Here is a 13164-nt window from a genome sequence, read left to right as displayed (position 1 = left end):
ATACTTGGCATCAGTTGATAATACACTCATTGGAGACACAGATGAAAATAGGTGAATTTGCTAATCAGTTAGGTGTCTCTACAGATACCCTAAGATACTATGAAAAACATAATTTGTTAACGCCATCAAGTCGAACCGGGGCCGGTTATCGCGATTATGGTGAAGCTGCATTAAAGCAAATGAAGTTTATTTTACGTGCTAAAAATGTTGGCTTTAGCTTGGCAGAGATCAAGGAGTTGCTGCAAATTAAATTTAAAAAACATCAGCATTCTTGCCATGAAGTTAAAAACCTAACAATACAAAAGCGTGACTTAGTCGCAGAGCGCATTGCTGAATTAACACGTTTTCATCAATCATTATCCGTGTTAGCTGATAAGTGCTGTGGCGGACAAGAGCCCGCAGATAACTGTTCAATATTAACCACTTTGGAGGACATCGATGGACTTACTCAATAATTTTTGGCAGTTATTTTTATTATCTGCCCCTTGGTTAATGCTTGGTTTACTCATTGCCGGGTTATTAAATGTGTATTTACCGGCAAATTTTTTAAATAAACATTTAGGTAAAGAAGGTTTTTGGACCACTGTTAAAGCTGCTTTAATTGGTGCGCCAATGCCGTTGTGTTCGTGCGGTGTAATACCCGCTGCAATTGGTTTAAGACGTGCAGGCGCTTCAAAAAGTGCTACCACTGCGTTTTTAGTATCGACGCCAGAAACTGGGGTTGATTCGGTGTCGGTATCGTATGTGCTACTCGGTCCTTTTATGGCAATAATTCGTCCAATAGCGGCGATTTGTAGTGCTATTGTCGCAGGTGTCTTAGTGGGGCGTGATGCTGAAAAAACGCAAACTACAGCTCACACTAGTGAAGTTAATAATGAGCAAAAGCGAGCAGCTACAACAAGTTGTTGTTCAACAAAATCAGCAGTGGTCGAAGAGAAGGTAAGTTGCTGCTCAACAAAATCAGCAGCGGTCGAAGAGAAGGTAAGTTGCTGCTCAACAAAATCAGCAGTGGTCGAAGAGAAGGCAAGTTGCTGCTCAACAAAATCAGCAGTGGTCGAAGAGAAGGCAAGTTGCTGCTCAACGAAATTAGCAGCGGCTGAAGAGAAGGCAAGTTGTTGCTCAACGAAACCAGCAGCGGTCGAAGAGAAGACTAGCTGTTGCGATTCATCAAGCGCAGTACCAGCCAGCCAATGGCAAAAGATGAAACAGGCTGTGAGTTTTAGCTGTAATAAATTACTATCAGACACTATGAAATGGTTAATGATTGGTTTGTTCTTTGCAGCTTTAGTGCAAACTTATGTGCCAGAGTCATTTTTAAGCCAATGGGGCAGTGGTATTTTGGCTATGCTGGTGGTGATCGTGATTAGTATTCCCATGTATATCTGCGCGACCGCATCAACGCCGATTGCAGCTGGTTTGTTATTGAGCGGTGTATCGCCGGGGGCGGTGTTGGTGTTTATGCTTGCGGGTCCTGCCACGAATGTCGCAACGCTTGGCGTGGTTGCTAATGAGCTTGGTAAACGTGCAGTAGTTGCTTATTTAGTTGGTGTAATAGGGGTTGCTTTAATATTTGGCTTTTTAACTGATTATTTAGTGGCTGAATTTGGCTTTGTTGTTACACCATTATTAGGTGAAGAACATCAAGTGCTACCACATTGGCTAACCCTTCTCTGTGGTACTATTTTAGCGCTGTTAATGGTGCGTTTAGTTCTTAAAGGAGCGCTTAGTAAATACCGTAGTACTGGTAAGAGCATTGCATAATTGAATGTTATTAAATAGATTTTTAGCGGTTATAAAATATAAACAATGGACCAAATTAATGACTTAGTTCGCATTTTAGGTTGTCTGAGTTATAATCGCCCATAGAATATAAACGGTGCGCATGAGCGCACCGTTTTTTTAACTTTAAAGATGCAGTAATGAGTGAGCCAGTGGACAAGTACGCAGATATAAGACCTTACAATGATGATGAAGTAGCCGCTTCGGTTGCACGTTTGATTGATGATAATGCGTTTATTGATGTAGTTGCAAAATATAACTTTCCGCGTTTTTTATCAGCTGTACCTTTGCTGTCTAGAGCATTGGTAAAGTATCAGTTACGTAAAAAGTGGGGCGCTATCAACAGTGTTGAGCAAGTTCAACAAATCGTTGCTAAGTATTTAGCACAGCTGGTAAAACGCACCACAACTGAGGTGACTTTTTCTGGTTTGGATCAACTTGATCCAAAGCAAGCGTATTTGTTTATCTCAAATCATCGCGATATCGTACTTGATCCTGCGTTAATTAATTGGGGCTTATTCAGCTATAAAATGAAGACGGTCCGTATCGCCATTGGCGATAATTTACTGCAAATTCCTTATATCACCGAACTGATGCGTTTAAATAAAAGCTTTATTGTTAAGCGCTCAGTTAAAGCGCCAAAAGAAATGCTCAGAGCACTATCGCAGTTGTCGGCTTATATTTATGATTCGCTTGCTGGCGGTGATTCAATTTGGATTGCACAAAAAGAAGGTCGTGCTAAAGATGGCTTTGATCAAACAGATCCTGCGCTACTTAAAATGTTGCAGCTTAATGGTCGTAAGCAAAAGAAAGAGTTTGCTGAATATGTACGCGAGCTAAAAATTGTACCAGTATCAATTTCATATCAATATGAACCTTGCGCAACAGCCAAAGCCAAAGAGCTTTATCATAAGCAACATCATGGTAAATATGTTAAGTCAGCGGGTGAAGATATTGCCAGTATTGTTGAAGGTTTTAGTACCGCCAAAGGGCATGTTCATTTAGCATTTGGGCAACCAATTGAAGAAGGGTGTGAATCACCAGAGCAGCTGGCAAAAACCATTGATCAGCAAATTATTGATTCGTTTTTTTTACATCCCGGGAACTACATTGCGGGCGGTTGTAAACAAGCGGTGATTGATAAAGCCGACGCTCAGGCATTTGAGATGCGTCTGGCGCGTGTGCCAGATGAGCTAAAACCACTGGTGTTAGCAATGTACGCTAAGCCATTTCATCGTAAAGTTGAGTTTAAAAGTAGCGAAAGCGGCCAATAACCAATGTAAAATATTTTTAAAAAACCGTAATTAAGTTACGGTTTTTTTTCGTTTAAAAAACGGGCTATACTAAAGTTGTGTATATTGACTGATGTTTGCTATGCAACAAATTGAAATTTTTGAAATTCCAAGTCCTTGCAAAGACATTTGCGAGGTAAATAACCGAGGCTATTGTAAAGGCTGCTACCGAAGTCGGGAGGAGCGCTTTGGTTGGAATTCATTTTCAAACGTAGAAAAAAAGCAAGTCATCAGTTTGTGTCAACAACGTTATAAGCGTTACTTGCAAAAACGCCAAGCACTTGGCGCTAAGCCAGCAGTACCTGAGCAGGGGGATTTTGGTTTTTAATCAAGATGATGTTTAGCCCTGAGTAAACGAATTGTGCCATTTTCATTGAGTTTATGCAGTTGCTCTTCAAGCTTAGGTATTAACGCGCTATGGCGTGAATGCAAAAAGTGAAAGCTTTTTATCGGTGCCAGTACTTCAGTTTGAAATTGCTTAATATTAAACTGAGGGTGTTTAGTCGATAATAAAAAGTCGAGTAAAATTACACCTTGTACTTTACCTTGAGTGAGTAAATTAAGTTGAGCAGTGACGCTTTTCACCTTAATAATGTCACCAATAAAAGGGTGTTCGTTAAGGTAACTCTGCGTTGCAGGATAACCAACTTGAATGGCGATATTGTCTAGCTGCTCAAATGTACATTGCTGGCAGTTTTTTAATAGCACAAGGTTAAACTCAAATAGCGCAAAGTTAACCGGATGCAAGTTTTGATATTGTTGACTGATACTGGCCACTCGCCCTAATTGGCCATCAAGCGTGCCATTGTTCGCTGCAGATAAAGCGCTTTGGTGATTAAAGTCAATAATATGTACATCATAGCCAAGTTCTTTATATGCAAGGGTCATCAGCTCAATAACATAGCGAGCCTGTGGGGTATCGGCTGGGCGATTAAATAGCATATGTTGTGTGTTTGCTATAGTGCTCAGTGGCGTTAGTAAATAACAGAGCACTATGAGAGAAAAAAAGCACTTAATCACAGCGTTTCCATATTAGGACTAAAAACGCCACCAATCTACGTTTAAAAGCTAAAAAGCGCAAGTTTAGCCGTGACTCTTTTAGGCAAATGTTTGTTATACTCTGGGCATTAATATGATTAGTAATAACTGGTAATTTATGTCGTTTAACTTATGCTTACTACCTCGTGAACAAAAATATCAAATTCAATTGGATTACGAGGCATCGTTTTGGGCTTATCAAATAAAGCGTGGTAAGAGTACTCGTGAGCAAATATACAATACAATTCATAGTCGCCCAGTGGCAGAGCAGATGTTTTTGAAGCAGCAATTTGAACAATATTTAGCGACGATGCAAAGTTAATGACGGCATTGCGTTTTGAATGCCTAGAGCCAATTAAAACCCCCTTAGTGAATAAGTTTTACAGCCAATATAAAGCCCGAGGTCGGGCAACCAGACAAGATCAAGTGTGGGTTGTTTATCATGACTTAGTTATTGTCGCGGCATGCAGAATTCAAAATCGCAGTGATTATTTGTTTTTGTCTACCTTGCTGGTTGCACCTGCTTGGCGTGGTCAAGGACTTGCCAAACAGCTACTAATACATACCTTATCTAACCAAAACTCACTCGTTTATACATTTGCTTATACGCATTTAGCTTATTTTTATCAATCAATTGGGTTTAACTTTGTGTTAACATTGCCGTCACCTTTGGATACACTCTTTACTGTCTATCAGCAACGAAATATCGTAGCTATGCAGTGCTAGTTAAAATAATTAGTTAAAACAACTACGTGGAAATTTAAATGGGTCAATGGTTTAAGGCTAGTATATTCTTTTTGTTAGCCGCCTCAGTTGTTGCTAGCCAAGTTGCTATGGCGCAGGTAAAACGTTTATCGCCAAGTGAAGGTTTATCACAAAGCTATGTCAGTACCATGTTGATAGATAAAAGCGGCTATCTTTGGTTAGCGACGGAAGGGGGCTTAAATCGTTACGATGGCTATCAGGTTGTACATATTGCAGGGCCTAATGGTGAACTAGATGAAGCAATTATTGACCTTATATATCAAGACCCTGATGGTTATATTTGGATTGCGTCGTTAGTTGCAGGGCTATTTCGCTATGATCCAAGTACCGATAGTTACCAACAATTTTTATCAAAACCTACCACTGAAGAGCAAGTTTTAAGTCAGTCCGTATTTAGTATGGTTGCCACCGATAATAAGTCATTATGGATTGGTCGCGGTTGGGATTTTGCTCGCCTTGATTTAGCGACGGGCCAAATTGAGACTATTTTTGAATTACCAGAGCGCACTCGTAATACCGTGATCCGCGATTTATTACATTACAAAGGTTATATCTTTATTGCCGCCAGTACTGGCGCATATGTCTATCATATAGCAACTGGGCAATACCGAAAATTAGAGCATTTAAGCACTGAGCCAGACCATGTATATCAAAATTATATAAAGTCGTTTGCAATAGGCGAAAATGAGCAACTGTTAGTGGGGGCCGTACGTGGTTTATATCAAGTTGATATTAGTGATTTACCGAGTATGTTTGAGCGCCCAGATGTGCCTTTTAAAAATAAAACCATATTGAATGATCTTAATATTTGGAAAATAATAAATGACCATGGGGTGCTTGATTTAGGCACCGATAAAGGTTTATTTAGTCTCGATTTGAATACCGGTGAGCTGACTAAAAATAATAGAGTAAAAGAAAGTAAATACTCACTAGCAGATCCAAGTGTTATCGATATTGTCAAAGATAGTAACGGCGCTATGTGGACAGCGACTAAAAGTGATGGGGCATTTTATTTACCTTATGATAATTATCATTTTGAAAATGTTAATGCCAGTATGCTCTCTGGTGATGGTTTATCGCACCCTTCAATTTGGGGCATAACTGAGTATGAAGATAAACTCTGGTTAGCAACCCATAATGGCTTAACTGCGGTTGATTTAAAAACTAATCAAGGGCAAGTGTTTTTAAAAGATTATCAAGCTGATTTGTTTACCACTGAATTTAATATCTACGCTATTTCTCCCTATAAAGATAAATTGTGGCTGCGTACTAATCGCGGGATTTTTAGTTTTGATCCGCATAGCTATGAAATTTTTCCAGCGACAACAGCCGACCCAAGCCAGCAACACCTGATCACAGGGTGGTTACATGGCTCAGTATTGATGCCAAATGGTGAATTATTTTATGTTCATTCTGATCATGGCATGTTTGTTTATAATATCGACAGCCAAAAGATCACTCCTTTAGGTGGTGAATTTGAAAAGTTTGAACCGTTTTTAGCTTATGGTTTCTTACCGCCTTTATCTACCAAACCTGACTCCCCGTTATTTTATAATGCAGGGGTGCTTTATCAGGTTGATCCAAACTCATTTGCTTTAACAAAAATCTATACAGTGCCACAGCAACACGAAAATGTAGCCGTTAATGTAATGTCTTATATTGTTGATAATAATAATGTGCTGTGGATCACGTTATCGAATTTTGGCTTAATTGGTCTTGATGCATCGAATTACAAGCTGTTGTATACCATAGATTTAGATAAAAATAAGCTCGGCACCTTATTGTACGATATGGTGTTAGATGATGCTGGAATGATCTGGATGAGTAGTCATAAAGGAATATGGCGATTAAATCCAGAAAATAAACACTTTCAGCAATTTACAACTTCAGAAGGACTGGTCTCTACCGAGTTTAATAGTGGTGCATTTACGCGTTTAAAAACTGGCCAAATAGTCTATGGTACGTTAAAAGGGTTTAGTTATTTTTACCCAAATGATAATCACCCTAGGCATGGTTTAATTGATCACGTAAATATAACCAGCATTGATTTGATGTCTCGTGAATTATCTACGGATCTTAAGCAACCTATAAAAACAATCACCTTAGAGCACGACGATATCGGTCTCGAAGTCGCTTTTTCGGCAATGGCATTTAATTATCAGGAACGTATTATTTATGAGTATCAACTCTCTGATGGGCAAAAATCTTATACCCGTAATAATAACCGAGTGCTATTTCCAAAACTTAACCCCGGCAAATACCAACTAAAAATTTGGGCTAAAGATCCGCTTACTGGCGACTACACACAACCGGCAGTGCTGGATATTGTGGTTAAATACCCGCTATGGCGCGCACCTCAGTTTATAGTGCTTTACGCACTGGTATTTTTTGGATTAGTAGCAGCTTGGATAATGCGTCGTAATCGAATCCAGCAATTATTATTAGCAGCTCACAGAGAAAGCCAAGAAAGTGAAGCGCGCTTAAAGTTAGCATTGGAGGGCAGTCGTTCAGGGGTGTGGGATTGGCAATCTGCAAGTCCAATAATTTATCAACCACGGCTTAAAAATGAGTTAGGTTATGATGTTGAATCGGTTAATTTAGATGATTATTTAGCAAAAATTCATCCTAAAGATAAACAAAATTTTCGCATTGAGTGGTTAGAATTTTTATCCACCGAAAAAGGCTATTTTAACTGCACCTATCGTTTACGCCATAAATTAGGCTATTGGCGCTGGTATAAAGACTTTGGCAAAGTGGTTGCCTGGCAAGGAAGTACACCCGAGAAAGTGGCTGGAACTTACACTAATATGACTCGTGAATTAGTGTTTGAAGAACATGCCCGTTTATTTGGCGCAGCATTTGAGCAAACCCGCGATTGGGTCTTTATTCTAGATAAAAGTTTACGTATTTTAGCTACCAACAAAGCACTGCAGAGCGCATTTAACTTTCCTGTTGATTATCGTTCTAGCTGCTCATTACACTTAGGATTAAGTCGTGCTGTAAGAGTTAACTATTTACGTGTAATGAAAGAGTTGCAAGCTGGCGAGCACTTTTCTGCAGAAGATACTGTTTGCTTGGCGAATGGCGAGCAGCGTCATGTGCTTATTAAAATTAGTGCGGTTGCTGATACGGAGCAACGCTTAGAAAGCTATGTGGTTATTCTGACTGATATTAATGCGCAAAAGTTAGCTGAGAATGAATTATTTTTACTAGCAAATTACGACAGTTTAACGGGGTTACCAAATCGTACTTTATTTAATGATCGAGTTGAACATGCACTTGAACAGGCTAAAGGCCAAAACCTAAAAGTTGCGTTACTCAATATTAATATCAAACGCTTTAAGTATTTTAATGACTCACTAGGGCATGAAGCTGCCGATGAGATAATAAAGGCGGTGGCACTGCGGATCAAATCGCGTGTACAGGCGAAAGACAGTGTAGCCCGCTTTAGTGGTGATGAGTTTATGCTGTTAGTCGAGGGTATTCAACAAATCGAAGAAGTTGTTTTACTGTGCGTTAAGTTGATGGCTAGCTTGAATGACAACATCATTATTAACAATCAAGCGATTAGTGTCAGTTTAAGTATTGGCGTGGCGATTTCGCCTGATGATGCACTCTGTGCGAAAAGTTTAATTAAAGCGGCTGATATTGCACTGTATCATTCGAAAAAGAGCTTGGAAGGTTGTTATCAATTTTACAAACAAGAAATGAATCAGCATGTACAACGCTCATTGCATTTAGAATCACAATTAACTCAAGCCTATCAAAATCATGCGTTTTGTAATCATTACCAAGTGATTGTTAATGCTAAAACTCATCAGGCCGAAGGGCTGGAAGTATTGCTGCGCTGGCCAGAAAATAACAGCTATGAAACACAAGAGTTTGCGCTTGCTGCTGAGAGTATTGGTTTGATCACAAAAATTATGTTGCAAACCCTAGCTAGAGCGTTGATTGAACTTAAACAATGGCAGTTACAAAAGCCTGACTTGTATGTGTCTATTAACCTGTCTGCACTGGATTTTGAGTATAAAAATTTAGTCGATGAAATTCGCAGTGCGCTAATTAATGCTGATGTATCAGCCAGCTCTGTGGTGTTTGAAATTACAGAATCAGTGCTGATGCATGATTCACCGCAAGCGTTAAATAGCATGTCAAAGTTGAAGCAACTAGGTTGTCGCTTATATATGGATGACTTTGGTACAGGTTATGCTTCACTCACTTATTTAAAGCGCTTTCCGATCGATGTACTGAAAATTGATCGCAGTTTTGTAACTGATATTGGTATAGATAGTGACGATGAAGCGATTATTCAGTCAACGCTTGCATTGGCGAAAAGCTTAGGTAAAGAATGCGTCGCAGAAGGCGTTGAAACTAAGCAGCAGCTTACCTTTTTGCGCAACTTAGGCTGTAATTTATTTCAGGGCTATTTATTCAGTAAACCAATCCCAGGTGATGATGTAAGCGCATTATTAAATAAAGACTGGCAGTCGTTGTTGAATGAAGACTAGTCTTGGCGTTCACCGCAGTGACGGCAATAAAGGTTTTTAGTGCGTGCACTAAGTTGAGACTTAATTGCTTTGTTTGCTTCTTGCTTACTTAAACCAAGTTTACAGCGCAAATTCTCTAGATGCTCCAGTTGCGCATCATCTAGTTTACCATCTAGCTCGCCATCATGCAGACATTCATGCACCGCATCACTAAACATGATCCTACGCTTACGTAGCTGTTCAGAGAAACTCGAAGCTAATAAGCCGGTGGGTATTGCTACCATTCCCATACTCAGTAACGTGATCACGCCGCCAAAAAAACGCCCTAGCGGTGTTACTGGCACAACGTCACCATAACCTACAGTGGTCAGCGTTGCCATTGCCCACCACATTGCCGCAGGAATGGAGCCAAATTTATCCGGTTGTATATCGTGTTCAATTAAGTAAATTCCGCAGGAAGCTAAAATTAGCACCACTGCCATTATAAAGAATGCGGCCAAAAGCGAACTGCTTTCATCACGAAATGATTGTAAAAGTAGCTGCATTGCTCGTGAGTAGCGAGTGAGCTTAAAAACACGTAGGAGTCTGAGCACTCTTAAAAAACGTAAATCAAAGGTGATAAACATCATTAAGATCGTGGGCAGGATTGCCACTAGATCAATTAAGGCTAAAGGGGACAGTAAATATTTTAAACGACGTTGAAAATTACCACAGTTTAGACTTTTGTACTCGGCACGTTCTACGCATGACCAAAGGCGAAGCAAATACTCGATAGCAAATATAATTACTGAGCCTAACTCTAACATTAAAAATTCATGCTTATATTGATGAGCTAAACTCGCAATTGATTCAAGCACAATCGCAACGACATTAATCATTATCAGCGATATTAGAAATATATCGATATAATGACCCGTCTTACGGTACTCCCCATTACCTTGAAAAAATAGCGCTGTGCGTTTACGTAAATTATTCAAGCTATTATCCGTGTGTGTTATTGGGAGTTAAAGCAAGTACCATATTAATGCTGCCTTCTTCAAAGTCGCGGCTGATCTTAAAGCCTAGTTTTCGGGCTAATTCAATCATTCCGGTATTTTCCGGCAGGGTGATACCCTCAATGAATTGTACGCCTTGGCTTTGACAATACTCAATAGCGGCGCGCATTAATAAGCCACCTAAGCCAAGGCCTTGGCAGTTTGAGCGCACTACTATAGCAAATTCGGCATGCACTTTATCAGGGTCCATTAACACCCGAGAGACGCCAAGCGTGGCGTTGTTTTGAGTGATAATAAACGCCATTTCACGATCGTAGTCAATTTGTGTCATTTTAGCGAGTTGATCGTGGTTAAACTGCGGCAGCTCGCCAAAAAAGCGTTTGTAGCGATCTTCTTTGCTGAGAGATAGATCAAACTCTTGGTGCGCTTGCTCATCTTCTGGCTTTATTGGTCTGAGTGTCGCAAGGGTATTATTTTTCAGCGTCACTTGTTTAACCAGCTCAATTGGGTAAGGGCGAATAGATAAGCGTTTACGATGTGATTGTACTTGGTAGTGACTCAGGGTCATGGTGGCATCAAGCACCAAAAACTGGCCATTACTGGCTAAAATAGGATTTAACTCAAGCGAAGTTATATCGGGTTGATCAATAACTAACTGAGAAATACGGGTCAGTAGTGCACAGAGGCGATACTTATCAACTTTCTCAGGCAAAATACGCTCTTTAAGCACGCCTTTGTCATGCGCCGCAGCAATTAAATACTTTGCTAAGTTCATATTCAAAGGTGGTAAAGCAACCGCTGCTTGAGCAAACTCTAGACCCGTGCCGGCTTCTCCTAGAAGTATTACAGGACCAAAATTCGGTTCTGTTTTTATCGCAATACGTAGTTCATTGGCGCCAGCTCTAGGTGCCATTTTTTGCAGTGAAAAGCCTTCAATAATCGCATCAGGGTAGGTGTTTTTTATTCTCAATAGCATGGCAAAGGCGGTTTGTTCAACCTCTTGTGCATCGTTTAAGTTAAGTACCACGCCACCGACTTCTGATTTAGATGGAATGCTAGGGCTGATCAGTTTCAGTGCAACCGGGAAGCCTAGCTCTATGGCTTGTTCTTTTGCTTCTGTTGGTGTGTATGCGACCTCGGTTTGAATACATTCAACGCCATAGTGAGCGAGTATTTGGCTGGCTTGATGGGTGGATAGATAGCTTTGCTGCTCAGCTAAAAATTCATTCACGAGCGCTTTTGCTGCGTGTTTATTGATTTTAGCGTCATCTGTGTTTGACTCTGGAGTTTGGGTTAAATGTTTTTGATTACGGCGATAACTTACTAAGTGCATAAAGGCGCGTACTGCGCCCTCAGGGGTGCGATAAGTAGGAATGCCGTAGTTGCTACATACGCGACGGGCGGCATAGGCGGCATCTTCGCCCATAAAATTTGTGATCACATAAGGACGCGCCATTTTCGGTAGTTTATTCAACGTTTCAGCGATAATTAATGCATAGTCTTCACTTGGCGCAAGGGCCGATGGCGTGTGAATGATCAGTAGATTTTTTACTTCCTTAGCATGCAATAAAATTTCCAGTGCTTGTTGGTAGCGTGCCGGAACTGAGTCACCAAAAATGTCCACCGGATTAGAGGTCATATCCGACTGTGGGATCACTTTATTGAGCGCCGCACGGGTTTCTTCACTCAATTGTGTCAGCTTACCAGAACTTTGTAATAAGCTATCAACGGCCATTACGCCGGGGCCGCCGCCATTGGTTAAAATGGTGAGTTGTTCCACCTTTAATAATTTAGGATGCATGGCCAGTGTTTGTGTAGCAGCAAACAGTTCAGTTAAATCATTTACCCGTAACATACCTGCGCGTTGGAAGAGGGCGTCATACACCGCATCTGAACTTTGCTTGCCGCCAGTGTGAATTTCGGCAGCAAGCGCTCCAGCCGCTGTTTTACCGGTTTTAATGGCGATCACCGGTTTACTAAACGCAGCGGCACGAGCAGCTGAAATAAAGCTGCGGATATTCTCAATGTTATCGATGTACAGCAAAATAGCCTTCGTTTTTGCATCGCGACCTAAAAAGTCGAGTAGTTCAGCAAAGTCGATATCTAAACAATCACCCACAGAGACAAAGTATGAAAAGCCAATTTCTTTGTGTTTTGCCCAATCTAAAATAGTGGAGCACACAGCTGCGGACTGTGAAATAAACGCTAATTTACCAGGGCTTGCGATAGTGTGAGAAAAACTCGCATTGAGGCCAATATGAGGGATCAACAAACCCAAACAATTAGGGCCAAGTAACGATACTTTGGCTTGTTTAGCGGCTTCTTGCAGTGCTGTTTTTTGTTCATGATTGAGTCCGGCTGCGATCACAATCGCATTTTTACAGCCAAACTCTCCAAGCTCTGCAATGATATTAAGTAGGGTGTGTTTGTTCGTACAAATAACCGCAAGGTCCGGTATTTTCGGTAGCGCCGCAATTGACAGGTAGGCCAACACGCCATGTACGGCGCTATTAGTCGGGCTTACTGGCATGATAGGGCCGTTAAATCCGCCTTGTAATAAGTTGCGCATTACTACAAATCCTGCTCGGGAAACGTTATTCGATGCACCAATCACGGCAACCGAAGTCGGGTTGAAAAACTGACTAATGCGTTTTACACTCATGGTCTTTCCTTGCGGGTTATTTGTTTTCTAGCGAGGTGATGCATATAATCTTTTTGCTAACGACGCTCGCATCTTGAGGTGGTTTGAGTATATGCTCAATGTAACCTGTTTAGGTTGATTTTTCGAGCATCATAACCACATATAAT

10 protein-coding genes are annotated in these 13164 nt (G+C 40.7%); 7 read left to right on the top strand and 3 right to left on the bottom strand.

The window, feature by feature from the left end; genetic code table 11:
- The first annotated feature begins 41 nt into the window (after positions 1-41).
- From zntR to H5200_RS06515, 4 genes are all read left to right on the top strand, one after another.
- Positions 42-455: a Zn(2+)-responsive transcriptional regulator gene (gene zntR / locus H5200_RS06530; RefSeq protein WP_149981289.1), complete on the top strand. Its 414-nt coding sequence runs from the start codon at positions 42-44 to the stop codon at positions 453-455.
- Complete coding sequence (locus H5200_RS06525) at positions 439-1761, top strand: SO_0444 family Cu/Zn efflux transporter (protein ID WP_182761191.1); 1323 nt, start codon at positions 439-441, stop codon at positions 1759-1761. The genes zntR and H5200_RS06525 overlap by 17 nt, the downstream gene beginning before the upstream one ends.
- A gap of 158 nt (positions 1762-1919) precedes the next feature.
- Positions 1920-3053 carry a 1-acyl-sn-glycerol-3-phosphate acyltransferase gene (locus H5200_RS06520; protein ID WP_182761190.1) on the top strand — a complete coding sequence of 378 codons (1134 nt, stop codon included), beginning with the start codon at positions 1920-1922 and terminating at the stop codon, positions 3051-3053.
- Between the two features lie 100 nt (positions 3054-3153).
- On the top strand, positions 3154-3399 hold the full coding sequence (locus tag H5200_RS06515; RefSeq protein WP_149981286.1) for a DUF1289 domain-containing protein: 246 nt from the start codon (positions 3154-3156) through the stop codon (positions 3397-3399).
- Here H5200_RS06515 and H5200_RS06510 read toward each other — a convergent pair.
- A complete protein-coding gene (locus tag H5200_RS06510; protein WP_182761189.1) occupies positions 3396-4013 on the bottom strand; it encodes a transporter substrate-binding domain-containing protein in 618 nt (205 codons plus the stop codon). The two genes, H5200_RS06515 and H5200_RS06510, sit on opposite strands and share 4 nt — an antisense overlap.
- A 214-nt stretch (positions 4014-4227) precedes the next feature.
- On the opposite strand from H5200_RS06510, the gene H5200_RS06505 reads away from it, so the two are divergent.
- Genes H5200_RS06505 through H5200_RS06495 form a run of 3 tightly spaced genes read left to right on the top strand, consistent with a single transcriptional unit; the run spans position 4228 to position 9382 of the window.
- Entirely contained in the window at positions 4228-4431 is a 204-nt protein-coding gene (locus tag H5200_RS06505) for a DUF3283 family protein (RefSeq protein ID WP_064667173.1), read from the top strand.
- On the top strand, positions 4431-4835 hold the full coding sequence (locus H5200_RS06500) for a GNAT family N-acetyltransferase (protein WP_182718470.1): 405 nt from the start codon (positions 4431-4433) through the stop codon (positions 4833-4835). Before H5200_RS06505 ends, H5200_RS06500 begins: the two co-directional genes overlap by 1 nt.
- Before the next feature lie 38 nt (positions 4836-4873).
- Complete coding sequence (locus tag H5200_RS06495; protein WP_182761188.1) at positions 4874-9382, top strand: EAL domain-containing protein; 4509 nt, start codon at positions 4874-4876, stop codon at positions 9380-9382.
- On the opposite strand, the gene H5200_RS06490 is transcribed toward H5200_RS06495, so the two are convergent.
- The gene (locus tag H5200_RS06490; RefSeq protein WP_182761187.1) at positions 9379-10338 is read right to left on the bottom strand and encodes an ion transporter; all 960 of its coding nucleotides are present in this window, start codon (positions 10336-10338) and stop codon (positions 9379-9381) included. The two genes, H5200_RS06495 and H5200_RS06490, sit on opposite strands and share 4 nt — an antisense overlap.
- 4 nt (positions 10339-10342) lie before the next feature.
- On the bottom strand, positions 10343-13018 hold the full coding sequence (locus H5200_RS06485; protein ID WP_182761186.1) for a bifunctional acetate--CoA ligase family protein/GNAT family N-acetyltransferase: 2676 nt from the start codon (positions 13016-13018) through the stop codon (positions 10343-10345).
- Positions 13019-13164: the final 146 nt, after the last annotated feature.

The sequence above is a fragment of the Pseudoalteromonas sp. SG43-7 genome (genome assembly GCF_014164295.1).
In the GTDB taxonomy this organism is placed as follows: domain Bacteria; phylum Pseudomonadota; class Gammaproteobacteria; order Enterobacterales; family Alteromonadaceae; genus Pseudoalteromonas; species Pseudoalteromonas rhizosphaerae.
This window is presented reverse-complemented; position numbering and strand designations above follow the sequence as displayed.